This is a genomic window from Streptomyces sp. NPDC028991, from assembly GCF_055564775.1.
Map to the genome: position 1 here is coordinate 97,967 of NZ_JBVHVP010000010.1, position 22,289 is coordinate 120,255.

26 protein-coding genes are annotated in these 22,289 nt (G+C 72.9%); 23 read left to right on the forward strand and 3 right to left on the reverse strand.

Annotation, left to right across the window (positions count from 1 at the left end; genetic code table 11):
* Positions 1-75 precede the first annotated feature (75 nt).
* The 9 genes from ACZ4V1_RS20975 (at position 76) to ACZ4V1_RS21015 (ending at position 7,004) form a co-directional block, all read left to right on the forward strand.
* Positions 76-588: a cupin domain-containing protein gene (locus ACZ4V1_RS20975; protein WP_468338175.1), complete on the forward strand. Its 513-nt coding sequence runs from the start codon at positions 76-78 to the stop codon at positions 586-588.
* On the forward strand, positions 585-1,856 hold the full coding sequence (locus ACZ4V1_RS20980; RefSeq protein WP_468338178.1) for a beta-ketoacyl-[acyl-carrier-protein] synthase family protein: 1,272 nt from the start codon (positions 585-587) through the stop codon (positions 1,854-1,856). The genes ACZ4V1_RS20975 and ACZ4V1_RS20980 overlap by 4 nt, the downstream gene beginning before the upstream one ends.
* Positions 1,853-3,145 carry a ketosynthase chain-length factor gene (locus tag ACZ4V1_RS20985; protein WP_468338181.1) on the forward strand — a complete coding sequence of 431 codons (1,293 nt, stop codon included), beginning with the start codon at positions 1,853-1,855 and terminating at the stop codon, positions 3,143-3,145. Before ACZ4V1_RS20980 ends, ACZ4V1_RS20985 begins: the two co-directional genes overlap by 4 nt.
* 71 nt (positions 3,146-3,216) lie before the next feature.
* On the forward strand, positions 3,217-3,486 hold the full coding sequence (locus ACZ4V1_RS20990; protein ID WP_468338184.1) for an acyl carrier protein: 270 nt from the start codon (positions 3,217-3,219) through the stop codon (positions 3,484-3,486).
* Position 3,487: 1 nt separating this feature from the next.
* Positions 3,488-3,967, forward strand: coding sequence for an SRPBCC family protein (locus ACZ4V1_RS20995; protein ID WP_468338187.1), 480 nt, complete (start codon positions 3,488-3,490; stop codon positions 3,965-3,967).
* Positions 3,968-4,066: 99 nt separating this feature from the next.
* Complete coding sequence (locus tag ACZ4V1_RS21000; RefSeq protein ID WP_468338190.1) at positions 4,067-4,402, forward strand: TcmI family type II polyketide cyclase; 336 nt, start codon at positions 4,067-4,069, stop codon at positions 4,400-4,402.
* Positions 4,403-4,666: 264 nt separating this feature from the next.
* On the forward strand, positions 4,667-5,623 hold the full coding sequence (locus tag ACZ4V1_RS21005; RefSeq protein WP_468338193.1) for a DUF3152 domain-containing protein: 957 nt from the start codon (positions 4,667-4,669) through the stop codon (positions 5,621-5,623).
* 66 nt (positions 5,624-5,689) lie between these two features.
* Positions 5,690-6,124, forward strand: a complete 435-nt coding sequence (locus ACZ4V1_RS21010) for a PPOX class F420-dependent oxidoreductase (protein WP_468338196.1) — start codon at positions 5,690-5,692, stop codon at positions 6,122-6,124.
* A 133-nt stretch (positions 6,125-6,257) separates the two neighbouring features.
* Positions 6,258-7,004 carry a DUF4142 domain-containing protein gene (locus ACZ4V1_RS21015; RefSeq protein ID WP_468338199.1) on the forward strand — a complete coding sequence of 249 codons (747 nt, stop codon included), beginning with the start codon at positions 6,258-6,260 and terminating at the stop codon, positions 7,002-7,004.
* 30 nt (positions 7,005-7,034) lie between these two features.
* Here ACZ4V1_RS21015 and ACZ4V1_RS21020 read toward each other — a convergent pair whose 3' ends face one another.
* On the reverse strand, positions 7,035-7,571 hold the full coding sequence (locus ACZ4V1_RS21020; protein ID WP_468338202.1) for a MarR family winged helix-turn-helix transcriptional regulator: 537 nt from the start codon (positions 7,569-7,571) through the stop codon (positions 7,035-7,037).
* Positions 7,572-7,754: 183 nt separating this feature from the next.
* Between ACZ4V1_RS21020 and ACZ4V1_RS21025 the strand changes: the two genes are divergently transcribed.
* From ACZ4V1_RS21025 to ACZ4V1_RS21045, 5 genes are all read left to right on the forward strand, one after another.
* The gene (locus ACZ4V1_RS21025) at positions 7,755-8,288 is read left to right on the forward strand and encodes a nitroreductase family deazaflavin-dependent oxidoreductase (RefSeq protein ID WP_468338205.1); all 534 of its coding nucleotides are present in this window, start codon (positions 7,755-7,757) and stop codon (positions 8,286-8,288) included.
* A gap of 238 nt (positions 8,289-8,526) precedes the next feature.
* Entirely contained in the window at positions 8,527-9,030 is a 504-nt protein-coding gene (locus tag ACZ4V1_RS21030) for a hypothetical protein (RefSeq protein WP_468338208.1), read from the forward strand.
* 22 nt (positions 9,031-9,052) lie between these two features.
* Complete coding sequence (locus tag ACZ4V1_RS21035; protein ID WP_468338211.1) at positions 9,053-9,706, forward strand: TetR/AcrR family transcriptional regulator; 654 nt, start codon at positions 9,053-9,055, stop codon at positions 9,704-9,706.
* Positions 9,707-9,752: 46 nt separating this feature from the next.
* Entirely contained in the window at positions 9,753-10,472 is a 720-nt protein-coding gene (locus ACZ4V1_RS21040; protein ID WP_468338214.1) for an ABC transporter ATP-binding protein, read from the forward strand.
* Complete coding sequence (locus tag ACZ4V1_RS21045) at positions 10,459-11,253, forward strand: hypothetical protein (protein ID WP_468338217.1); 795 nt, start codon at positions 10,459-10,461, stop codon at positions 11,251-11,253. Before ACZ4V1_RS21040 ends, ACZ4V1_RS21045 begins: the two co-directional genes overlap by 14 nt.
* A gap of 6 nt (positions 11,254-11,259) precedes the next feature.
* On the opposite strand, the gene ku is transcribed toward ACZ4V1_RS21045, so the two are convergent.
* A complete protein-coding gene (ku, locus tag ACZ4V1_RS21050; RefSeq protein ID WP_468338220.1) occupies positions 11,260-12,408 on the reverse strand; it encodes a non-homologous end joining protein Ku in 1,149 nt (382 codons plus the stop codon).
* 86 nt (positions 12,409-12,494) lie between these two features.
* On the opposite strand from ku, the gene ligD reads away from it, so the two are divergent.
* Positions 12,495-13,376: a non-homologous end-joining DNA ligase gene (gene ligD, locus ACZ4V1_RS21055; RefSeq protein WP_468338223.1), complete on the forward strand. Its 882-nt coding sequence runs from the start codon at positions 12,495-12,497 to the stop codon at positions 13,374-13,376.
* 33 nt (positions 13,377-13,409) lie between these two features.
* On the opposite strand, the gene ACZ4V1_RS21060 is transcribed toward ligD, so the two are convergent.
* Positions 13,410-14,213 (reverse strand): nuclease-related domain-containing protein, encoded by an 804-nt coding sequence (locus tag ACZ4V1_RS21060; protein WP_468338226.1) that lies wholly within the window; start codon positions 14,211-14,213, stop codon positions 13,410-13,412.
* A gap of 107 nt (positions 14,214-14,320) precedes the next feature.
* On the opposite strand from ACZ4V1_RS21060, the gene ACZ4V1_RS21065 reads away from it, so the two are divergent.
* The 8 genes from ACZ4V1_RS21065 (at position 14,321) to ACZ4V1_RS21100 (ending at position 22,191) form a co-directional block, all read left to right on the forward strand.
* Entirely contained in the window at positions 14,321-14,827 is a 507-nt protein-coding gene (locus ACZ4V1_RS21065; protein ID WP_468338229.1) for a protein-tyrosine phosphatase family protein, read from the forward strand.
* 160 nt (positions 14,828-14,987) lie between these two features.
* On the forward strand, positions 14,988-15,812 hold the full coding sequence (locus tag ACZ4V1_RS21070; protein WP_468338232.1) for a hypothetical protein: 825 nt from the start codon (positions 14,988-14,990) through the stop codon (positions 15,810-15,812).
* Positions 15,809-17,053, forward strand: coding sequence for an ATP-binding protein (locus tag ACZ4V1_RS21075; protein ID WP_468338235.1), 1,245 nt, complete (start codon positions 15,809-15,811; stop codon positions 17,051-17,053). The genes ACZ4V1_RS21070 and ACZ4V1_RS21075 overlap by 4 nt, the downstream gene beginning before the upstream one ends.
* Positions 17,054-17,172: 119 nt before the next feature.
* Positions 17,173-17,658 (forward strand): SH3 domain-containing protein, encoded by a 486-nt coding sequence (locus ACZ4V1_RS21080; RefSeq protein ID WP_468338238.1) that lies wholly within the window; start codon positions 17,173-17,175, stop codon positions 17,656-17,658.
* A gap of 43 nt (positions 17,659-17,701) precedes the next feature.
* On the forward strand, positions 17,702-19,084 hold the full coding sequence (locus ACZ4V1_RS21085; protein ID WP_468338241.1) for an FtsW/RodA/SpoVE family cell cycle protein: 1,383 nt from the start codon (positions 17,702-17,704) through the stop codon (positions 19,082-19,084).
* 16 nt (positions 19,085-19,100) lie between these two features.
* Positions 19,101-20,558, forward strand: a complete 1,458-nt coding sequence (locus ACZ4V1_RS21090) for a penicillin-binding transpeptidase domain-containing protein (protein ID WP_468338244.1) — start codon at positions 19,101-19,103, stop codon at positions 20,556-20,558.
* Between the two features lie 45 nt (positions 20,559-20,603).
* A complete protein-coding gene (locus ACZ4V1_RS21095) occupies positions 20,604-21,107 on the forward strand; it encodes a DUF3291 domain-containing protein (protein WP_468338247.1) in 504 nt (167 codons plus the stop codon).
* 145 nt (positions 21,108-21,252) lie between these two features.
* Positions 21,253-22,191: an AurF N-oxygenase family protein gene (locus tag ACZ4V1_RS21100; protein ID WP_468338250.1), complete on the forward strand. Its 939-nt coding sequence runs from the start codon at positions 21,253-21,255 to the stop codon at positions 22,189-22,191.
* Positions 22,192-22,289: the final 98 nt, after the last annotated feature.

Sequence of the window (22,289 nt, forward strand, 5' to 3'; positions counted from 1 at the left end):
GCCCCGCCGGTCCGTGCGGAACTCCCCGGCCGCCCCGACCTCCCCCACCGCCTCCCGTCACCCGGAGTGAACGACATGACAGACCAGCAGGTACGCATCGTCTCCCTCGGCGACATCGCGCCGAACCGCCGCCGCGGCGGAGACCTCCGCGCCCTTCTCACACCCACCACCGCCGGGTCGACCAGCGGCTTCATGGGCGTGGCCATCGTGCAGCCCGGCGACCGCATCGCCGAGCACTACCACCCGTACTCGGAGGAGTTCGTGTACGTCACCGACGGCGCGCTCGAGGTGGACCTGGACGGGGTGCCGCACGCCCTCTCCACCGGGCAGGGACTGCTGATCCCGCAGGACATGCGCCACCGCTTCCGCAACGCGGGCGACGTCGAGGCGCGCCTCGTCTTCCACCTGGGGCCGCTGGCCCCGCGGCCGGAGCTCGGTCACGTCGACACGGAGGACGCGGCGGGCAACGCCCTCCCGCACGACCGGGACCGCGCCCGGGACCACGGCCAAAGCCACGGCCACGACCACGATCACGCCGGATGCGCGGGGCAGGGGCGTCCCGCCACCACGGCCGAGGTGGTGTCATGACCCGGCGACGGGTCGCCGTCACGGGCATAGGCGTCGTCGCCCCGGGCGGGATCGGCGTACCCCAGTTCTGGGGCCTGCTGTCCGACGGCCGTACGGCGACGCGCCGCATCAGCCTGTTCGACCCGGCCGGGCTGCGTTCGCAGATCGCCGCGGAGTGCGACTTCGAACCGTCCGAGCACGGGCTGGACCTCGCCACCGTCCAGCGGTCCGACCGCTACGTGCAGTTCGCGCTCGTGGCCGCGTCCGAGGCGGTGCGCGACGCGGACCTCGACATGACACGCGAGGACCCCTGGCGGGCCGGCGCCACGCTCGGCACGGCCGTCGGCGGAACGACCCGGCTGGAGCACGACTACGTGCTCGTCAGCGAGCGCGGCTCGCGGTGGGACGTGGACGACCGGCGGGCCGAGCCGCACCTGGAGCGCGCCTTCACCCCGGCGACGCTGTCGTCGGCCGTGGCCGAGGAGTTCGGCGTGCACGGGCCGGTGCAGACCGTCTCCACCGGGTGCACGTCCGGCCTGGACGCGGTGGGGTACGCCTACCACGCGGTGGCCGAGGGACGCGTCGACGTGTGCCTGGCGGGTGCGGCGGACTCGCCGATATCGCCGATCACCATGGCCTGCTTCGACGCCATCAAGGCGACCTCGCCGAACAACGACGACCCCGCGCACGCCTCCCGGCCCTTCGACGCCGACCGCAACGGCTTCGTCATGGGCGAGGGTGCCGCGGTCCTGGTCCTGGAGGACCTGGAGCACGCCCGGGCCCGTGGCGCGGACGTGTACTGCGAGATCTCCGGCTACGCGACGTTCGGCAACGCGTACCACATGACCGGGCTCACCAAGGAGGGCCTGGAGATGGCGCGGGCCATCGACACCGCGCTCGACATGGCCGGACTGGACGGCTCCGCCATCGACTACGTCAACGCCCACGGCTCCGGCACCCAGCAGAACGACCGGCACGAGACCGCGGCCGTCAAACGCTCGCTGGGCGAGCACGCCTACGCGACGCCCATGAGCTCGATCAAGTCCATGGTCGGCCATTCGCTGGGCGCGATCGGCTCGATAGAGCTCGCCGCGTGCGTGCTGGCGATGGCCCACCAGGTGGTGCCGCCCACGGCCAACTACACGACCCCCGACCCCGAGTGCGACCTGGACTACGTGCCGCGCGAGGCACGGGAGCGGACCCTGCGGCACGTGCTGTCGGTGGGCAGCGGCTTCGGTGGCTTCCAGTCCGCCGTCGTACTGAGCGGTTCCGAAGGAGGGCTGCGATGAGCGGACCACAACGGACCAGTCGCCGGAGCAAGGACCCGGGCAGGCGCGGCAGCAGGCGCGCCGTCGTCACCGGGCTCGGCGTGGTGTCCCCGCACGGCATCGGGGCCGAGAGGTTCTGGAAGGCGGTCGCGGACGGCACCAGCAGCCTCGGGCCGGTCACCCGGGAGGGCTGCGAGGACATGCCCCTGCGGGTCGCGGGCGAGGTGCACGGCTTCGACGCGGCCGAGACGGTCGAGGAGCGCTTCCTCGTCCAGACCGACCGGTTCACGCACTTCGCGCTGGCCGCCACCCAGCTGGGACTGGACGACGCCCGTTTCGGTCCCGCCGACATCGAGTCGCCGTTCTCGGTCGGCGTGGTCACCGCCGCGGGATCGGGCGGCGGCGAGTTCGGGCAGCGGGAGCTCCAGAACCTGTGGGGCCAGGGGTCCCGGTACGTCGGCCCTTACCAGTCGATCGCCTGGTTCTACGCGGCCAGCACCGGCCAGATCTCCATCCGCAACGACTTCAAGGGTCCCTGCGGGGTCGTGGCCGCCGACGAGGCGGGCGGCCTGGACGCCCTGGCGCACGCGGCGCTGGCCGTGCGGAACGGCACCGACACGGTGGTCTGCGGCGCGACGGAGGCGCCGCTCGCCCCGTACTCGATCGTCTGCCAGCTGGGTTACCCCGAGCTGAGCCGGGCCGCCGAACCCGACCGCGCCTACCGTCCGTTCACCGGTGCGGCCTGCGGGTTCGCACCGGCCGAGGGCGGTGCCGTGCTGGTGGTGGAGGAGGAAGCGGCGGCCCGGGACCGCGGGGCCGACGTGCGGGCGACGGTGGCCGGGCACGCGGCGACGTTCACCGGCCCGTCCCGCTGGGCGGAGTCCCGTCACGGGCTGGCCCGCGCGATCGAGGGCGCGCTGGCCGAGGCGGGCTGCCGGCCCGAGGAGGTGGACGTGGTGTTCGCGGACGCCCTCGCGGTCCCGGAAGCCGACCGGGCCGAGGCCCTGGCCCTGGCCGACGCCCTCGGCCCGCACGCGCGGCGGGTGCCGGTCACCGCGCCCAAGACCGGGACGGGGCGGGCGTACTGCGCGGCGCCGGTGCTGGACGTGGCGACCGCGGTGCTGGCCATGGAGCACGGGCTGATCCCGCCCACCCCGAACGTGTTCGACGTGTGCCACGACCTGGACGTGGTGGCCGGCCGGGCCCGCCCCGCCGAGACACGCACCGCCCTGGTCCTCGGCCGCGGGCTGATGGGCTCCAACTCGGCGCTCGTCCTGCGGCAGGGCGCCGCGCCGTCCGCGGACCGATGACCGATCCGACCAACACCGACCCACAAGCGCCACTCGGTGGCGCGCCGAACCGAGTCAAGGAGGACATCCACATGACCGACCAACTGGACTACCAGGTGACCGTCGAGGAGCTGGCGACGCTGATGAAGCGCACCGCCGGCGTGCATGTCGACCCGGTCACCCTCCAGCAGCAGTCCGACGCCGGTTTCGACACGTTCGGCCTGGACTCCCTCGGTCTGCTGGGCATCGTGGCCGAGCTGGAGAAGCGGTACGGGCTGGGCCTGCCGGAGCAGGCCGAGCGCTGCAAGACGCCCGCGGATTTCCTCGCGCTGATCAACGGCGCCCTGAAGACGGGAGTGTGACATGGCAGGCCACACCGACAACGAGATCACCATCGCCGCGCCGATGGAGCTGGTCTGGGACATGACCAACGACGTCGACAACTGGCCCCGGCTGTTCAGCGAGTACGCCTCCGTGGACGTGCTCGACCGCGACGGCGACCGCGTCACGTTCCGGCTCACCATGCACCCGGACGCGGACGGCAAGGTGTGGAGCTGGGTCTCCGAGCGCGTCGCCGACCCGACGACCCGCACCGTGCGCGCCCACCGGGTCGAGACCGGTCCCTTCCAGTACATGGACATCGTCTGGGAGTTCAACGAGACCGCGGACGGCACCCGGATGCGCTGGGTCCAGGACTTCGCGATGAAGCCGGACGCGCCGGTGGACGACGCCTGGATGACGGACAACATCAACCGCAACTCGCGGACGCAGATGGCCCTCATCCGGGACCGGATCGAGCAGGCGGCGGGCGAGCGGCGGACCGCCTCGGTGCTCGCCGACTGACCCCGTCGGACGACGGCACCGGGCGACAGCGCCGAACGACACCTCGGAAGACACCGCCGAACGAAACCGCCGAACGAAACCGACGGAGGGCACCTCCCCATGCACCACACCCTGATCGTCGCCCGGATGGCACCGGGCGCCGCACCGGACATCGCGAAGGTGTTCGCCGAGTCCGACAGCGGCGAGCTGCCGCACCTGGTGGGCGTCAACCGGCGCAGTCTCTTCGAGTTCGGTGACGGCGTGTACCTGCACCTCATCGAGAGCGACGAGGACCCGGCCCCCACGATCGGCAGGCTGACCGGGCATCCGGAGTTCCGTCAGGTGAGCGAGCGGCTGGAGCCGTACGTCTCGGCGTACGACCCGGCGACCTGGCGCGGTCCGAAGGACGCGATGGCGCGCTGCTTCTACCGCTGGGAGCGGGCCGCCGCCGGCTGACGTCTCCTCGCCTCCCGCACCGCGCCGGGGCTGCCCGGCTTCCGCCGGGCAGCCCCGGCGCACGTGTGCGCGTGCGGCGGTACCGGGGCTCGCGGACCTCCCGGGACGCCGAAAGGTTGTACCGCCGTAACCGAACACATGCGTGAGAAGCCCCACCCGCGGTCCGGTGATGGTTTCGCACGTCCTTCCGCTTTGATCTTTGGGGCGCAAAAGCACACGGGAGTCCACCGTGCACCCCGCCGACCAGCAGAGAGGACGCACGTCGTGGGCCGACCCACAGCCCGCCGGACCAGCCGGAGAGCCATGCCGGAAGGGGCCGGGCACAGGACCCGCGCCCGCAGACGCAGACGCAGACGCCGCGGTTCCGCCCGCGTCGTCCTGGCCGGCCTGACCTTCGGGGTGGTCCTGCTCGCCGCGGGCGCCGCCGTCGCGTACTGGCGGGACACCCGGCCCCCGGTGACGGACGACCAGGCGGCCGACGTGGCCGACGCCCTGGACGCAGCCGAGCGCACGGCCGGCCCCGGTGCCTCCGGCGGGACACCGTCCGTGTCGCCGAGCCCCTCCGCTTCGCCGTCCGCGAAGACCTCCCCCTCGCCGTCGTCCTCGCCGTCGTCCTCACCCTCGCCGTCGTCGTCCCCTTCCACCATCGCGATCCCCGCGACCGGGCCCGGCACCTTCGCCACCGCCGAGGCCGACGGCACGACCGTGGGCACCGGCAGCCGCGTGCGCCGTTACAAGGTGCTGGTCGAGGAGGGCATCGACGTCCGGCCGAGCGCAGCCGCGGCCGAGATATCCGACGTGCTCGCCGACCGCCGCGGCTGGACCAGGGACGGGACCAACTCGTTCCGCCTGGTCAGCTCGGGCTCCTACGACTTCGTGGTGAAGATCGCCACGCCGGGCACCGTCGACGAGATCTGCGGCGCCTACGGCCTGCTCACCCGGGGCGAGGTGAACTGCGCGGTCGGCACGGACGTCGTGGTGAACCTCAAGCGCTGGGTGCTGGGCTCCCCGCAGTTCGACGGTCCGATCGGCGAGTACCGGGCTCTGATCGTCAACCACGAGGTGGGCCACCGCATCGGCCACGGCCACGAGACCTGCCCCGGCCCCGGCCTGCCCGCCCCGGCGATGATGCAGCAGATCAAGGGCCTCAAGGGGTGCGTCGCCAACGCCTGGCCCTACGACCGCGACGGCGAATACCTGGGCGGTCCCTCGGTCTCCTGAGCCGGCGGGGGCGTCCGGCGGACGTTTCGCGGGACAGCCGGCGGGTCGGGGGGTGATGATCGGCCCATGACCACCACACCGCGCTTCGACCCCCGCGCCCTGCTGGCGGAGAGCCGGCTCGGCGTGCTCGCGACGATCAAGTCCGACGGCCGCCCGCAGCTCTCCCCCGTCATGCCCGCCTACGATCCGGAGGCCGGCGTCATCCGCGTCTCGACCCGGGACGGTCTGGCCAAGACGGCCAACCTGCGCCGCGACCCGCGGGCGACCCTGGAGGTGACCGCCCCGGACGGCAGGTCCTGGGCCACCGCCGAGTGCGTGGCGACCCTCACCGGGCCGGGCACCGACCCGCACGGGCCGGAGGTCGAGGCGCTGGTGGAGTACTACCGCGCCGCCGCCGGGGAGCACCCGGACTGGGACGAGTACCGGATGACGATGGTGTCCGACCGACGGGTGCTGATCACGATGACGGTGGAGCGCGTGTACGGGGCCGACGTCGGCTGAACGGGCGCCGGTCGGCGGCCCGCGAGAATTGTGCCGGAGCGGTGATAGATCCGCCCGCCGTTTCCGTACCTCATGGCGAACGAGTACGAGTACGAGTCGAGTGCGAGTCGCTCGCGTCGCCCCTGGAGGCATCATGCGCCTGTCCCGCAGCAGGATCGGAGTCGTCGTCCTGTTCGGTGCGATGACCCTGACCCTCACCGCGCTGGCCTTTCCGGCCATGCTCGGTCTGGACAAGGCCGACGGCGACCAGAACCGGGTCGTGGCCGCCACCAAGTTCGGGCCGCTCACCGAGGCCGACCGCGACTTCGTGGTCAAGGTCCGGGCCGCCGGGCTGTGGGAGTACCCGCTGGGCGAGATCGTGATGGAGCGCGGTTCGACGAAGGCCATGAAGACGGCCGGGGAACACCTGGTCGTCGGCCACGCCGGTCTCGACGCGATGTGCCGGGAGATCTCCCCCGAGCTGGGCATCACGCTGCCCAACCGGGCCTCCCCGCAGCAGGAGGGCTTCGTGTCGACGGTGAAGGCCAAGAGCGGCAGGGAGTTCGACTCGTCGGCGGTCAACATCATGCGGGTGACCCACGGCCAGATCTTCCCGGCGATCGCCAAGATCCGGGCCACCACCAAGAACACGCTGGTGCGGCAGCTGGCCGATCTGGCCAACGACACCGTCCTGGACCACATCACGGTGCTGGAGAAGACCGGGCTCGTCGAGTACGACCAGGTCACCTTCCAGCAGACCGGCCCGGCGAAGCTGCCGAGGGAGAAGGTCACCCCGCCCCCGCCGCAGCCGGGCGAGCGGGTGCTGGTGCTCAAGCCGCGGCCCGACCTGAACGTGAACACGGCCTCCCCGACGCCCACGCCCTCCCCGGCGGCTCCGTGACCCCCGCGACCCCCGTGGCCCCCGACCGCGTCAGGCGTCGCCGGCCGCGGTGACGTGCACGGCCCAGCCGAGCGGGTGCGGCTGAGGGTCGTCCGGTGCCGGGGCGAGGGGCTCGCCGCCCGCCTCGCTGAAGGCGGTGAGCGCCTCGACCAGGGCCGCCCGCTGTCCGGGGGCGAGCCGTTCGACGATCGCGGCGATCTCGGCGCGGCGCCGGGCGCTGACGTTCGCGACGGTGTGCCGGCCCTCCTCGGTGAGCGTGAGGAGGGTCTCGCGCCGGTTGCCGGGGTTGGTCTGCCGGTCGGCGAGCCCGGCCGCGATCAGCCGGTCCACCATGCGCATCGCCGTCGACGGGGCGACCTGGAGGTGGTCGGCGAGTGCGACGAGTTTGGTGGCGCCTCTCGTGGAGAGCACCATCAGCATCCGGAACTGGGGCAGCGTCACCCGTTCCTCGACCTCGGCGAGCGACCGCGCGGAGACGGCCACCAGCAGTCTCGACGCGGCCAGTACGGCCCTGGTGACCGCGTCGACGTCGTCCAGGCCCCCGACGGGCATCTCACGCTCCGGCATGTGTCCTTTCTACCTCGCCCAAGACCCTGCTCACTCACCTGATCGAAAGGTGGGAGGGGTCCGCGCCGGTGACGCGGGGGGGGGCACCACCGACCGGACGGGCGCAAAAGGAGCGGCTGCACTGCCCGCGGACCTTTCCCCTGTGCAAAGGTGGAGACGGAGTCCCGAATCAGGAGGGCGGGCATGGCACGCACGGACACCACACCCCACCGGCCCCGGCCGCCTGCCGGCCTGCGGCGCGCCGCCGCACGGCTGCCCATCCTTCTCTTCCGCGGAGGGCTCGGTCCCCTTTTCCGCAAGCGGCTGCTTCTGCTGCACCACACCGGCCGGATCAGCGGCCGGGACCGCCAGGTCGTCCTCGAAGTGGTCTCCCACGAGTCCCACGAGTCCCACGACTCCTCCGGGCCACGCGGGCGGAGCTGGACCGTCGCCTCCGGCTTCGGTCCCGGGGCGGACTGGTACCGGAACCTGCGGCGGCAGCCCAAGACGGTCATCCAGTTCGGCAACCGCCACCACGCCGTCACGGCCCACTTCCTGCCCGCCGAGGAGGGCGCCGGAATCATGGCGGACTACGCCCGGCGGCATCCGGGAACGGCCCGGCGTCTTTGCGCGTTCATGGGATTGGCGGTGGACGGCGGTGAGGCCTCGTTCCGTGAGGCCGGACGGGCCATCCCCTTCGTGCGGCTCGTCGCGGCGGACGGCGACCGCCGGCCATGACCGCCGGGACACGGGATCGGCGGTGGGCCGAAGAGGGGGGCCGGAGACCCTGGCGGGGCCTTTTTGCACTGTGCAATGATCCAGCGGGGGGCCGGCCCGCGGCCGGCTGCCGTACGGCGCCCGGGAGTGACACCGAAACGGTGCTGCGGCACAGGACGGCACACCGGCCGCCGGCGGGCTCCCCTCCCACTCCCGCCCGGCCGCCGCACGGATCGAAGACGAGAGGACGAGGGGCACCATGACCACTTCCGGACCGGGCGAGCCGGACGGTACGCCGTCCGTGCCGGACCACGTCTGGCGGAAGTTCCTGGAGGACGACGAGCACGCCATCCGCGCCTCCGCCCCCAGGGAACCCGCCGCGCGCGAGCGGACTCCGGGTTGGCACCCCGGGCCGCCCCCGGACGTGGTCGGCGAGCCCTGGCACCCGGCCGGTCCGCCGGAGCCGGGCCCGGCCTGGCGGGAACTGGACGGCCGGGCCCGGCTCCGGCGGGCCGGCCGGGTGATCGGCACGGCCGCCGCGGTCGCTCTCGCCCTGACCGCGTGGTCACAGCTGTCCACCGGCCCCGGCACCCCGGGCGGCGGGCCGGCCGACACCATCGGGCGGCATCTCGAGGAGAGTCCCGTCGTGCCCACCGCCGCCTCACTCGCGCCGACGGCCTCCGGCGACGCCAGCCCCGCGGTCTTCGAGCCCGCCCCCTCCACCGCCCCCGGGACGTCCGCCTCTCCCTGGACATTCGACTGAACACCCGTTTAGCATGTTGTACATGCGTTCAATCCCGGAGGACCGGACCACCCGGGCCCTCATCCGCGACGAGGCCCTCGGCCTGTTCGCCGCCCACGGCCCGGAATCGGTGACCGTACGGCAGATCGCCACGGCGGCCGGAGTGTCGCCCGGGCTCGTAGTGCACCACTTCGGCTCGAAGGACGGACTGCGCCAGGAGGTCGACCACCACGTCGTGGCCGTCTTCGAGGCCATGCTGGGCGAACTGACCGGCGAGAACGGCATGGAGCCACTCGACTCCGGCGCCGGAGCGGCGTCGCTGAGCGCGGCGTTCACCCGTCACTTCCCGGCCGGATCGCCGCTGCCCGGCTACCTCCGCCGCCTGCTGCTGGGCGACTCGGAGGCCGGCGGAGTCCTGTTCGGCCGCCTGTACGAGCTGAGCCGTGCCGCCCTGGACGACCTGGCGGCGGCCGGGCTCGCGGTGCCGGGCCGGGACCCGGCGGCCCGCGCGGCCATCCTGCTCGCCAACGACCTGGCCGTGTTCCTGCTGCGCGACCGCCTCGGCGAGGTCCTGGGCACCGACCCCCTGTCGGCCGACGGCATGTCCCGCTGGGCCCCCGAGGTGCTCGGCATCTACACCGGCGGGCTGAACGCGTCGCCTCCCCCGCCTCCCCGAGAGGCGCCCTCGGAGGCCTGAGAAGCACTGGAGCCCGAGAAGTACAGGAAGGCCATGGTGACCGCACATGCCGACCGACCCCGCGCCCACGACGCCCGACGCACCCGCACCCGCACCCGCACCCGCACCCGCACCCGCACCCGCACCGACAGCCCCCGTACTCCGCGCCCGTGACCTGCACAAGTCGTACGGCACCCACCGCGTCCTGCGCGGCGCCGACCTCACCGTCGGCCCCGGGCAGCTGATCGCGGTCGTCGGCGAGAACGGCGCCGGCAAGTCCACCCTGCTCAAGGCGTTGGCCGGCACCCTGCCGCCGGACCGCGGCGAGGTCTCCCTGGCCGGGACGCTCGGCTACTGCCCCCAGGCCCCGGTGCTGAGCGGCAGCCTGACGGTCGAACAACACCTGCGCTACTTCGCCGCCGCCCACCACCTGCCCGGCCTGGACCGCGGCCGGGAACTCGTCCGCGCCCTGGGCTACGAGCGCTACGCGCGGACCCCCGCCGATGAGCTGTCCGGCGGCACCCGGCAGAAGCTCAACCTCACCCTGGCCCTGCTGCACGACCCCGATGTGCTGCTCCTCGACGAGCCGTACCAGGGGTTCGACTGGGAGACGTACCTGCGCTTCTGGGACCTGGTCGAGGACCTGCGCACGCGCGGCAGGGCCGTCGTGGTCATCACGCACCTCGTCTTCGAGCAGGACCGTTTCGACCTGCTGGCCGATCTGGCGGACGGCCGCCTCACCGCCCGCACGGCCGCCGGAAGGGGGCACCACCGTGTCGACGCCTGACCTGACGACCCGCCCGGCTCCGCTGTACGGGCAGTTCCCCACCGCTCTGCGCTTCTCGGTGCGCGACCAGACCCGCAACCGGCTCGCCGGACTCCTCCTCGTGGTGTTCGTGCCCGTCTGGTACCTGGTGATGAACGCGATGGCCGGGGCCGAGGCGCTCGACTTCAGGCTGTACGCCACCGGCGAGATGCTGCACGTCGACGGCGGGCACCTCACCCTGATCTCTGCCGGGCTCAACTCCGTGACGATGATCGCCGGGTTCGTCGTCTTCGACGCCGTGCGCAAGTCCCTCGCCTTCGACCGGCGGCTCGTCTTCGCCGGGTACCGGCAGTCCACCCTGATCGGCGCCAAGACCCTCGCCGTCGCCGCGGTCGCCACCGGCATCGCCCTCTACACCGCGCTGGCGGTCCTGTTCTTCTGGCGCCCGGCGGCGGGTGCCTGGTTCGCCGTACTCGCCGGATTCACCGTCATGGCGCTCAGCTACGGCGCCCTCGGGCTGCTCCTCGGCGTGCTGGTCAAGCGGGACCTGGAGGGCTTCTTCCTGATCATCATGGGCGGGCTGATGGACACGTTCCTGCAGAACCCGCTGGGCAACCCGCTCGCCAACGAGCCGATCCTGCAGTGGTTCCCGTCCTTCGGCCCCATGCAGTTCGCGGCCGCCGGCGCCTTCGCGGACTCCGCGCTGTGGGGGCACCTCGGTCTGGGCCTGGCCTGGGCGGCCGGGTTCAGCGCGGTGGGGCTGGCCATCTTCCGGGCCCGGACCCACAACCGCACCCGCTGAGCGGAGTCAGGCGCCGTGCCTGCGGGACGGCGCCTTCTCGGCGGCGCTCTTCGCCGTGCTCTTCGCCGTGCTCTTCGCCGTGCTCTTGGCCGCGCTCTTCGTGGGCGCGCTCTTCGTGGCCGTGCTCTTCGTGGGCGCGCTCTTGCCGGCCGCTTCCTTGGCCGCGCCCTGCGCCGCCGTCTTCTTCGCGGACCGGGTGGACTTCGCCGTCGCCTTCCCGGTCCCCGAGGCTGCCGCCTTCTTCGCCGCCGTCTTCTTCGCGGCCGTGGACGTCGACTTCTTGCCGCCGGTCTCCTTGGGGGTCCGCCGGGACGGCGTCCGGCGCCGCGGCAGGGTGGTGACCTCGGCCTCCTCGGCCGGTCCGGCGCCTCCTCCCCCGCCCCGGGACTCCCGCGCCGCCCGCACGCTGCTCTCCAGCGCGGCCATCAGATCCAGCACCTTCCCGGGCGCGGCCTCCTCGTGGGTCTCCGGTGGCGCCTCGCCGGCCGCCTTGGCGGCGATGACCTCCTCCAGGGCTTCGCGGTACTCGTCGTGCAGGTCGTCCAGATCGATCTCACCGAGGGTGTCCATCAGGGCGTCCGCGAGGTCCAGCTCCTGTTCGCGGACGGTGACGCCGGTGTCCGGGGCGACGCCCTCGGGAGCGCGCACCTCGTCCGGCCACAGCAGGCCGTGCATCGCGATGGCGTCGCCGACGACCCGGAGCATGCCGAGGCGCTCACGGCCGCGCAGCGCGAACTTGGCGATGGCGACCCGGTTGCTGCGCCCCAGCGCCTCACGCAGCAGCGTGTACGGCTTGGCCGCGGCGGCGGCGCCGGCCGCGAGGTAGTACGCGGAGCCCATCTGGAGCGGGTCGATGCGTTCCTCGGGCACGAAGGCCACGATCTCGATCGTCCGTGCGGTCGGGATCGGCAGGTGGGCCAGGTCCTCGTCGGTGATCGGGATCATCGAGCCGTCGGCGTCCTCGTAGGCCTTGCCGATCTCGTCCTGGCCGACCTCGCGGTCCTCCAGTTCGCAGACCTTGCGGTAGCGGATCCGGCCGCCGTCCTCCGTGTGGATCTGGCGGAAGGAGACCGCGTGGCTCTCGGTGGCGTTCACCAGTTTGACCGGGATGCTGACCAGGCCGAAGGAGATGGCGCCGTTCCAGATGGATCGCACGTGCCGCACCCTTTCCAGCTTTCCAGTCGGTCGACTGCCGGAGGACCGCCGGGCGGTTTGTCCATGTTTCGTGAGATTCTCACGGTATGGCGCCTATCACAGAGGTGGAGGGGCGACGGGTCGCCCTCAGCAACCTGGACAAGGTGCTGTACCCCGCGACCGGCTTCACCAAGGGCGAGCTGCTGCACTACTACGCGACGACCGCCGAGGTGCTGCTGCCGCACCTGCGGGACCGGCCGGTGTCCTTTCTGCGGTACCCGGACGGTCCGGACGGCCAGGTGTTCTTCACCAAGAACGTGCCGCCGGGTACGCCCGACTGGGTCACCACCGCGGAGGTGCCCCGTTCGGAGGGGCCGGCGCGGATGGTGCTGGTGCAGGATCTCGCGTCCCTGATGTGGGCGGCGAACCTCGTGACCGAGTTCCACACGCACCAGTGGACCGCGGACGACCCCGGCGAGGCCGACCGGCTGGTGTTCGACCTCGACCCCGGGCCGCCGGCGACCGTCGTGCACTGCTGCGAGGTCGCGCTGTGGCTGCGGGAGCGGCTGGCGGCGGACGGGATCGAGGCGTACGCCAAGACCTCCGGGGCCAAGGGGCTGCATCTGCTGGCGGGGGTGCGGGGTTCCTCGTCGGAGCGGGTGTCGGAGTACGCGAAGGCGCTGGCCATGGAGGCGGAGCGGGCACTGCCGCGGTTGGTGGTGCACCGGATGACGCGGAGCCTGCGGCCGGGGAAGGTCTTCGTCGACTGGAGCCAGAACGCCGCCCGCAAGACCACGGCCGCTCCGTACACGATCCGGGCCCGCTCCGCGCCGGCGGTCTCCACACCGGTGACGTGGGACGAGGTGGCCGGGTGCCGACAGGCGGAGCGGTTCGCCTTCGGGGCGCAGGACGTCGGACCGCGGGTGCGGGACCACGGCGACCTGCTGGCGCCACTGTTCGAACGACGGCGGGCGGCGGCCCTGCCCTGACGCAGGCCGGCTCCGCCCCGAGCGCGACGGCGCTCAGACGCGCGTCCAGGTGGCGCGGTCGCGGGCCATGGCGTGCAGGGCCTCCACGTCCGCCGGTTTCAGCATTCCGCCCAGGCGGGCCAGCTCCGGCAGCTCGGCGTCCGTGAGCACGCGGACCGAGCGGGGCGGGGCCGTGACGGTCAGGTGCGCCGGGTCGACGAGGAGCAGGACGGGGCGGACCTCGGCCGTCAGGGCGTACGAGGCCCGGTCCGCGTCGGCTCGGACCCGGCGCAGCAGGGGAAGCGGTTCGCGGCGGCCCAGTGCGACCAGGGGATCGGTGACGTGGACGCGTTGTCTGCGGGCGGGCAGCACGTGGAGGGCGAAGAGGCCGCCGGGGCCGATCACCAGGTGGTGGACTCGGTCGCCGCCGGGCAGCGGGACGGAGTGCAGGGTGTGCCAGCCGGCGCCGTCGAGGCGGTCGAGGGCCGCCCCCGTCGCCTGCTCGGCCGCCAGCGCCCGGCGACGCGGGTCCGGGCGCAGCCGGTGCGGCGGGCCGGGGTCGCGCTCCAGGGCGACCAGGAGCGCCTCGCCGGGCCGGTTGGGGGCGAGGTCGTCGTCCGGGTGGAGGGAGAGCCGGGCCAGCTCGGCGGGGCTCGGGACCGGGGGCGGACCGACGGTGACCGGGCCGGTGAGGAAGGGGCCCAGGACTTGGAGGACCTCGTCCTTCCGGTCGTCGCCGATCAGGTTGACGCGGGCCGTCTCACGGTCGTACCAGGCGACGTTCCCGCCGTCCGGGAGGCAGACGTACAGCCGTTCCCGGCCGTGCCGCCAGGTCGGTATGACGCGCAGTCCGTTCATGCACCATCACCCCATGACCATGGGACCAGGCGGGGTGCTGCGGGGGCAAGAACCCGGCTACCTTTGAGGCGGTTGGGCAGACCCTCGGGCGGGATGGGGAGGCGCTGTTGCGTACCCGTGGGAAGGGACCGGACGCACCGGCTCCGGACAGGCCGTGGGACGAGATCGTGCCCGGGCTGTGGATGGGCGGGCACGAGTTCCAGCGGCAGGCGGGGAGGCTGGAGTTCGCCGTCGTACGGGACGAGTTCGATCTCGTACAGACTCTGCTGCGGCTGCCCGGGCACGGGCCGGACGACGGTGTCGAGCACCATGTGTGGCCGATCCCGGACGGTCCCCTCGACGGGACGCAGCTCGCGGGAGTGATCCGGCTGGCGGAGGCCGCGGGCGAGGCGCTGGACGGGGGCCGCAGGGTCCTCGTCCGCTGTTACCACGGGTACAACCGCTCCGGTCTCGTCGTCGCCCACACGCTGATGCGCCGGGGCGGCACCGCCGAGGAGACGGTCCGGCTGATCCGGGCCCGGCGCTCGCCGTGGGCGCTGCACAACGACCTGTTCGTGGAGTACCTGCGGGCCGGGCTGGACACCGCGCGGCTGCTGGAGGAGCTGGCCGAGTAGCCCGGCACGCCTCCGGGCACGCAAAATGGACTCCCGTCCGAACAGGGTTTTGCGGATCACCGGTGCGATCACCGATGCCGATCACCCGATGTCACCAGACCTCACCAGACCTCACCAGACCTCACCAGACCTCACCGGATGACCGAACCCCAGGAGTGCAGTGCTCCCGAGCCGCCGCGGGCACACCGCCCGCGTCCCCGTCGTCCTCGCGCTGCTCCTGGCGGCCGCGGCGGCCGGGTCGCTGACCGCCTGCGGTGACTCGGGCGGGCTGCGGAGCGCGGGCGCGACACCGGCCGCGCGGAGCCCGGCCCGGCTCTGGCCCGACCTGACACCGGCGTCGAGTCCGGCCTACGACATCGGCGAGGTGGACAACGAGGTCCTCGAGGGCGTCGCCGTCCCCGGCGGTGACATCCGCGAGGCCGATCCGGTGGCCGCCGTACGGGCCGAGATCGCCGCGCACCCTGACGACTACGAGGGCGACAGGGCGCCGTACCGCGAGACGGCCCGCCGGATGGCGGACTGCGGCCCGGGCGGCGTCGACGGTGCGGACGGCCGGTGCCCGGTGCTCAGACCGTACTACCGCGACCTGACCGGCGACGGGCGCCCCGAGATGACCCTGGGGTTCCGGCTGCTGCCCGAGAAGATGACCGCCGTGCGCGTCTACACCGTCGAGAAGGACCGGCTCGTGCGGGTCATGTCCTACGACGACGCGGTGAGCGCGGTCGCGCTGGCCGGGCGGACGGTGATCCTCCGCTCGCCGTCGGAGGTCGCGGGCTACGAGTACCGGCTCCAGTGGACGTGGGACCCCGACCAGCGGGCCATGCTCCTCACGAGCGACGAGATGCTGCGCACGGACGACGGCGGGATGCACACCAAGCGCCCGTCCCCGTCCCCGTCCTCGTCCCCGTCTTCGTCCCCATCCCCGTCTTCGTCCGCGTCGGCGTCGGCGTCCCGGTCCGCTTCCCCGTCGGCGAGCGCCCGGTGAGGCTCGCCCTCCCCCGGTGGACCGGCCCGCTCGCGGTGAAGGCCGCCGTCTTCATCACCGTGATGTGCTGCGCGCTCGCCGCGCTGCTCGGCGTGCTGGTGCACGTCTCGGTCACCAACCAGACCGTGGGCCAGGCCCGCGACGTCGCCCTGTCCCGGCTGGAGGAGGCGACGAAGGCGTACGAGGCCGGGGACCCGCTGCGCCGGGGTGCCGGCGTCGATCCGCCGGGGCTGCCGCAGCGGCTGCGGGAGCTGGCCGTCTCGGGCCGGCGCGGCACGCTGGTGGCCGAGCACGACGGGCGCCCCACGATGTGGGCGGCGGGCCCCGCCGACGGCGGCCGGGCGCTCGCGGTACGGGTCGACCACACGCAGGGACAGCGCACCATCGACGGCCTGGACGGTGCGATCGTGTGGTCGTCGGCGCTGGCGATCGGGGCGACGCTGCTCGTCGGCGCGTTCGCGGTGACGCGGGTGACGCGCCGGTTGCTCACGACGGCGCGGGTGGCGCGGCGGATCAGCGCGGGCGACCTGGACGCGCGCGTCGGCGATCCCCGTGCGCAGGATCCGACGCGCCCGCAGGACGAGGTGGCCTCGGTGGCCGCCGCGCTGGACTCCATGGCGTCGTCGCTGCAGGGCAAGCTGCTCGCCGAGCAGCGGTTCACCGCGGACGTGGCGCACGAGCTGCGCACCCCGTTGACCGGCCTGCACGCGGCGGCCGAACTGCTGCCGCCGGGCCGGCCGACCGAGTTGGTCCGGGACCGGGTGGCGGCCCTGCGCACACTCACCGAGGACCTGCTGGAGATCTCCCGGCTGGAGAGCGGCCGGGAACGGGTGGAGGTGGAACCCGAGGCGCTGGGCGCGCTGGCCGGACGGGTCGTCCGGGGCGCCGGCACCGACACGCGGGTGGACGTCGTACGGGACGCGCGGGTGGAGACCGACCGGCGGCGCCTGGAGCGGGTGCTCGGCAACCTGGTCGCGAACGCTCACCGGCACGGCCGGGCACCGGTGGTGCTGACCGTCGACGGGCCGGTGATCACCGTACGGGACCACGGGGACGGCTATCCGGAGTACCTCCTCGCCCACGGACCGCAGCGGTTCCGCACCGAGGGCGGGACGAAGGGGCACGGCCTCGGACTGACCATCGCGCTGGGGCAGGCGGAGGTGCTCGGCGCTCGGCTGGAGTTCACGAACCCGCCGGACGGCGGGGCACTGGCGACCCTGACCCTGCCTCAGCAGTCCTGACCGGTCCCGGGCGGCCGGGCGGTTCCCCGATGGCTCAGTGCGGCGGGCGGTCCGCACCGAGCACTCCTAATGTGGCGGTTAGTCACCTGAAGACCCGTTCGCTCCCGGGAGGAACTCCCATGTCCCTGTTGTCCGCACGCTCCACGCGCTCACCACTCCTTCGCGGCCTCGCCACCGCGGTCGCCGCCGGCGCGCTCGCCACCGCCGTCGCCGTCACGCCCGCCGTCGCGAACGACGAGTGGGGCGGCGGCGGGGACTCCGCCTCCGGCAGCGCCACCGCCAACCCGTCCGGCGGAAACGGCGGGAACGGCGGCGGGAACGGCGGCGGGAACGGTGGAAACGGCGGCGGGAACGACGGCCGCCAGGAGCAGGGCCGGTACCGGGGCGTGGTCACCGCCGACCGCCTCCCCCTGCGCACCTCGCCGACCCGCGGCGGACAGGTCATCCGGTACGCCCACCGGGGCGAGACCGTCCGCATCTACTGCAAGACCCCCGGCGACAAGGTGAAGGGCAACCCCCTCTGGTACCTCCTCACGGACGGCACCTGGGCCTGGGGCGCGGCCCGCTACATCGACAACATCGGACCCGCGCCGCGCTGGTGCTGATGCGGACGACTCACACATCACTTCATTTGGGTAAGTTCCGGACATGACCAAGGCCGGAACCGGACCCGGAATCACCGTGGCACAGGCGGACACGCCCGCTCCCGTCCCCCGTCTCCCCCGGCGTCGTGGCATCGAACTCACGCTGATCCTCATGGCCGTCCTGCTGTCGGTCTTCGGCTACTGCAACGTCGGTCTCGCCCAGCACGGCAGCCTCCCGCCCGGCGCCGCCGGTTACGGCGCCGGGCTCGGCGTGCTCGCGCTCCTCGCCCATCTGGCGGTGCGGCTGCGCGCTCCCTGGGCCGATCCGCTGCTGCTGCCCATCGGGGTGCTGCTCAACGGCCTCGGCCTGGTCCTGATCTACCGGCTCGACCTGGAGACGCCCGGCGACCGTGCGGCCCCCACCCAGCTGGTGTGGTCGACGCTGGGCGTCGCGCTGTTCATCGTGGTCGTGCTGCTCCTGCGCGACCACCGCGTGCTCCAGCGCTACGCCTACGTCTGCGTCGCCGCCGCGCTCGTCCTGCTCACCGTGCCGATCTTCTTCCCGGCCGTGAACGGCGCCCGCATCTGGATCCGGATCCAGGGCTTCTCCATCCAGCCCGGTGAGTTCGCCAAGGTGCTCCTCGCCGTGTTCTTCGCCGCCTACCTGGCCGCCAACCGCGCCGCGCTGGCGTACGCGGGCCGCCGTGTGTGGCGGCTCCAGCTGCCCACCGGCCGCGTCCTCGGCCCGATCCTCGCCGTGTGGCTGGTCAGTGTCGGCGTCCTGGTCCTGGAACGCGACCTCGGCACCTCGCTGCTCTTCTTCGGCCTCTTCGTGGTCCTCCTCTACGTCGCCACCGGCCGCACCGGCTGGATCGCCGTCGGTCTGCTGCTCGCCTCGCTGGGCGCGGTCGCCGTGGGCTGGCTGGAGCCGCACGTGCACAGCAGGGTGGAGGACTGGCTGCACCCCTTCGCGTCGATCGAGGCGGGCCGGGGGCCCAACCAGCTGGCCCAGTCGCTGTTCGCCTTCGCCGCGGGCGGGGTGACCGGCACGGGCCTGGGCCTGGGCGACTCCATCCTGATCGGATTCGCCGTCAAGTCCGACTTCATCCTGGCGACCGCCGGGGAGGAGCTGGGCTTCCTGGGGCTGACCGCGATCTTCCTGCTGTACGCGCTGCTGGTGGAGCGCGGCTACCGGGCGGGTCTGGCCGCCCGCGATCCCTTCGGCCGGCTGCTCGCGGTCGGCCTCTCCTCGATCGTGGCGCTCCAGGTGTTCGTCATCGCGGGCGGGGTGACCGGGCTGATCCCGCTGACCGGCATGGCCATGCCGTTCCTGGCCCAGGGCGGCTCCTCGGTCGTCACCAACTGGGCGATCGTCGCGCTGCTGATCCGGGTCAGCCACGCGGCCCGCAGCCAGGCCGGCCAGGCCGACGGGCGGGTGGCGCCGTGAGAACGGACAGGCTCCGGTGACCCGGAACATCCGGCACGCCGCCGCCTTCTGCGCCCTGTTGCTGATCGCCCTGCTGGTCAACGCGGCCCGGGTGCAGATCGTCCAGGCGCCGGAGTACGACGGCAATCCGGCCAACCGCCGCCCGGACATCGCCCGCTACCAGCAGCCGCGCGGCGACATCCTGGTCGGCGGCGAGCCGGTCACCGGCTCCCGGGACACCGGCGAACATCTGCGCTTCGAACGGACCTACCAGGAGGGGCCGCTGTACGCACCGATCACCGGCTTCGCCTCGCAGGCGTACGGGACGACCCTGCTGGAGCACGCCGAGGACGGCCTCCTGTCCGGTGCCGACCCGGTGCTCGCGCCACTCCCCCTGTGGAACGACGTCACCGGGGCCCACAATCCGGGCGGCGACGTCGTGACGACCATCAACGGGGCCGCGCAGCGGGCGGCGTTCGAGGGGCTCGGCCGGCACAAGGGTGCGGTGGCCGCGATAGAGCCGTCGACCGGCCGCGTCCTGGCGCTGGTCTCCACGCCGTCGTACGACCCGCAGCTGCTCTCCGGGAACAGCACGGCCGCCACCCGGACCTGGGACCGGCTGAACGGTGACCCGGACAAGCCGATGCTCAACCGGGCGGTGCGCCGTACCTATCCGCCGGGTTCCACCTTCAAGGTGATCACCGCGGCGGCCGCACTGGACGCGGGCGTGATCCGGGACCTCGACGCGCCGACCCGCTCGCCCGACCCGTACACCCTGCCCGGCACCCGGACCCGGCTGACGAACGAGGCCGACGGCTGCCGCGACGCCTCGCTGCGGGAGGCGTTCGAGTGGTCCTGCAACACGGTCTTCGCCAAGCTCGGCGTGGACGTGGGCGTGCGCGCCATGGCGGCCACGGCCGAGGCCTTCGGCTTCAACGACGACGGGCTGCGCATCCCGTTCGCCGCATCGCGGAGCACCTTCGACACCTCGGTGGACCGGGCGCAGCTCGGGCTGTCGTCGATCGGCCAGTACAACACGCGGGCCACTCCGCTGCAGATGGCGATGGTGGCGGCGGCGGTGGCCAACGGGGGCCAGGCGCGTTCGCCGTACCTGGTGGAGCGGACGCTGCGGGCGGGCGGCAGCCTGGTGGCGACGGCCGGCTCGCGGCCCACCCGGGAGGTGATGCGCCCCTCGACGGCGGCGCGGCTCAAGGAGCTGATGACCGGGGTGGTGGAGAAGGGCACCGGCGCGAACGCCGCGATCCGCGGCGCCACCGTCGGCGGCAAGACCGGCACCGCCCAGCACGGCTTCGGCAACTCGGGCACGCCGTACGCCTGGTTCGTCTCCTGGGCGCAGGGCGACGGCGACCTGGAGCCGAAGGTCGCGGTCGCGGTGGTGGTCGAGGGCTCGTCGGCGGACCGCGAGGGCATCAGCGGGGGCGGGCTGGCCGCGCCGATCGCCCGGGCGGTGATGGAGGCGGTGCTCGAGTCCTGAGACGGGGGTACCACGGCGCCGACGGCCCGACCTAACGTTCGGTACATGACTGACGCCGCGTACGAACTCGCCCAGGTCAACATCGCCCGCCTCAAGGCCCCCCTGGACTCACCGCAGTTGAAGGACTTCGTCGACGCGCTCGACCCGGTGAACGCCGCGGCGGACGCCGCCGAGGGGTTCGTGTGGCGACTCCAGGACGACTCGGGCAACGCGACGGACGTGCCCTTCTTCGGCGACGACTGGCTCATCGTCAACCTGACGGTGTGGCGGGACGCGAACGCCCTGACGGCCTTCATGTACCAGGGGCGGCACCGGGAGATGCTGACCCGCCGGCGAGAGTGGTTCGAGCGGCTCGCGGAAGCGGTCACGACCCTGTGGTGGGTCCCGGCCGGGCACCGGCCGACGGTCGCGGAGGCGGAGGCGCGGCTGCTGCACCTGCGCACGCACGGGCCGACGCCGTACGCGTTCACGCTGCGGACGTCGTTCCCGGCGGGGTCGTCGGTGCCGATGGCGGGTGAGGCGCCGGAGGGGCTGGGCTGTTCGGTCTAGGCACCTGAACACCTCCCACTTCTTTACTCGCGGTCAACAAGTCGTGCGCAGGGGATTGACGAGCTTACTGACACGCAGTCTCATAAGACCAAGCGAACGAGAGTAACCGCGGGTAACCCGAACCGTACGACGAGGTGGGACAGCCATGACGACCCTGACGGAAGCCGACGCGCTCGAAGGCCTGCGCGACGCGCTCGGCCTGCTCAAGGACCGGGAGCAGGTGGCCGAACGGCTGCTCGACTCTTCCGCCAAGCACTCCTTCGACCCGGACGAGGAGCTGGACTGGGAGGCGCCCTTCGAGGACGGCAAGTGGTTCTGGCCGCCGGAGCTGGTGTCGCTGTACGACACCCCGATGTGGAAGCGGATGAGCGAGGAGCAGCGCATCGTGCTCTCCCAGCACGAGGCCGCCGCGCTCGCCTCGCTCGGCATCTGGTTCGAGCTGATCCTCATGCAGCTGCTGGTGCGGCACATCTACGACAAGGCCGCGACGAGCGCGCACGTGCGCTACGCGCTGACCGAGATCGAGGACGAGTGCCGGCACTCGAAGATGTTCGCCCGGCTGATATCGCGCGGCGAGACTCCGTGGTACCCGGTGAGCCCGGTCCACCAGCACCTGGGGCGCCTGTTCAAGACGATCTCCACCACGCCCGGCTCCTTCACCGCCACGCTGCTCGGCGAGGAGGTCCTGGACTGGATGCAGCGGCTGACCTTCCCCGACGAGCGGGTCCAGCCGCTGATCCGGGGGGTCACGCGCATCCACGTCGTGGAGGAGGCCCGCCACGTGCGCTACGCCCGCGAGGAACTGCGCCGCCAGATGGTGACGGCTCCGAAGTGGTCGCAGGAGTTCACCCGGATCACCTCCGGCGAGTTCGCCCGCGTCTTCTCCATCGCCTTCATCAACCCCGAGGTGTACACGAACGTCGGCCTGGACAAGCGCGAGGCCCTGGCGCAGGTCAAGGCCAGTGGCCACCGCAAGGAGATCATGCAGACCGGCGCGAAGCGGCTGACGGACTTCCTGGACGACATCGGGGTGCTGCGGGGCGTCGGGCGCAAGCTGTGGAAGTCGTCGGGGCTGCTGGCGTAACCGGTCTCCGGCGCCTCGCTCCGCCGGGCCGCGCTCCCACCCGTCCGTCCCACCGGGCGGCACGATTCGGACACCGCCCAGTACACCGGCCCACCGGG

Excerpts from the sequence above, each read along its gene's own strand:
- ACZ4V1_RS20975 (WP_468338175.1), top strand. The coding sequence starts at position 76 with ATGACAGACCAGCAGGTACGCATCGTCTCCCTCGGCGACATCGCGCCG.
- ACZ4V1_RS20980 (WP_468338178.1), top strand. The coding sequence starts at position 585 with ATGACCCGGCGACGGGTCGCCGTCACGGGCATAGGCGTCGTCGCCCCG.
- ACZ4V1_RS20985 (WP_468338181.1), top strand. The coding sequence starts at position 1,853 with ATGAGCGGACCACAACGGACCAGTCGCCGGAGCAAGGACCCGGGCAGG.
- ACZ4V1_RS20990 (WP_468338184.1), top strand. The coding sequence starts at position 3,217 with ATGACCGACCAACTGGACTACCAGGTGACCGTCGAGGAGCTGGCGACG.
- ACZ4V1_RS20995 (WP_468338187.1), top strand. The coding sequence starts at position 3,488 with ATGGCAGGCCACACCGACAACGAGATCACCATCGCCGCGCCGATGGAG.
- ACZ4V1_RS21000 (WP_468338190.1), top strand. The coding sequence starts at position 4,067 with ATGCACCACACCCTGATCGTCGCCCGGATGGCACCGGGCGCCGCACCG.
- ACZ4V1_RS21010 (WP_468338196.1), top strand. The coding sequence starts at position 5,690 with ATGACCACCACACCGCGCTTCGACCCCCGCGCCCTGCTGGCGGAGAGC.
- ACZ4V1_RS21015 (WP_468338199.1), top strand. The coding sequence starts at position 6,258 with ATGCGCCTGTCCCGCAGCAGGATCGGAGTCGTCGTCCTGTTCGGTGCG.
- ACZ4V1_RS21020 (WP_468338202.1), bottom strand. The coding sequence starts at position 7,571 with ATGCCGGAGCGTGAGATGCCCGTCGGGGGCCTGGACGACGTCGACGCG.
- ACZ4V1_RS21025 (WP_468338205.1), top strand. The coding sequence starts at position 7,755 with ATGGCACGCACGGACACCACACCCCACCGGCCCCGGCCGCCTGCCGGC.
- ACZ4V1_RS21030 (WP_468338208.1), top strand. The coding sequence starts at position 8,527 with ATGACCACTTCCGGACCGGGCGAGCCGGACGGTACGCCGTCCGTGCCG.
- ACZ4V1_RS21035 (WP_468338211.1), top strand. The coding sequence starts at position 9,053 with ATGCGTTCAATCCCGGAGGACCGGACCACCCGGGCCCTCATCCGCGAC.
- ACZ4V1_RS21040 (WP_468338214.1), top strand. The coding sequence starts at position 9,753 with ATGCCGACCGACCCCGCGCCCACGACGCCCGACGCACCCGCACCCGCA.
- ligD (WP_468338223.1), top strand. The coding sequence starts at position 12,495 with ATGGCGCCTATCACAGAGGTGGAGGGGCGACGGGTCGCCCTCAGCAAC.
- ACZ4V1_RS21060 (WP_468338226.1), bottom strand. The coding sequence starts at position 14,213 with ATGAACGGACTGCGCGTCATACCGACCTGGCGGCACGGCCGGGAACGG.
- ACZ4V1_RS21080 (WP_468338238.1), top strand. The coding sequence starts at position 17,173 with ATGTCCCTGTTGTCCGCACGCTCCACGCGCTCACCACTCCTTCGCGGC.
- ACZ4V1_RS21085 (WP_468338241.1), top strand. The coding sequence starts at position 17,702 with ATGACCAAGGCCGGAACCGGACCCGGAATCACCGTGGCACAGGCGGAC.
- ACZ4V1_RS21095 (WP_468338247.1), top strand. The coding sequence starts at position 20,604 with ATGACTGACGCCGCGTACGAACTCGCCCAGGTCAACATCGCCCGCCTC.
- ACZ4V1_RS21100 (WP_468338250.1), top strand. The coding sequence starts at position 21,253 with ATGACGACCCTGACGGAAGCCGACGCGCTCGAAGGCCTGCGCGACGCG.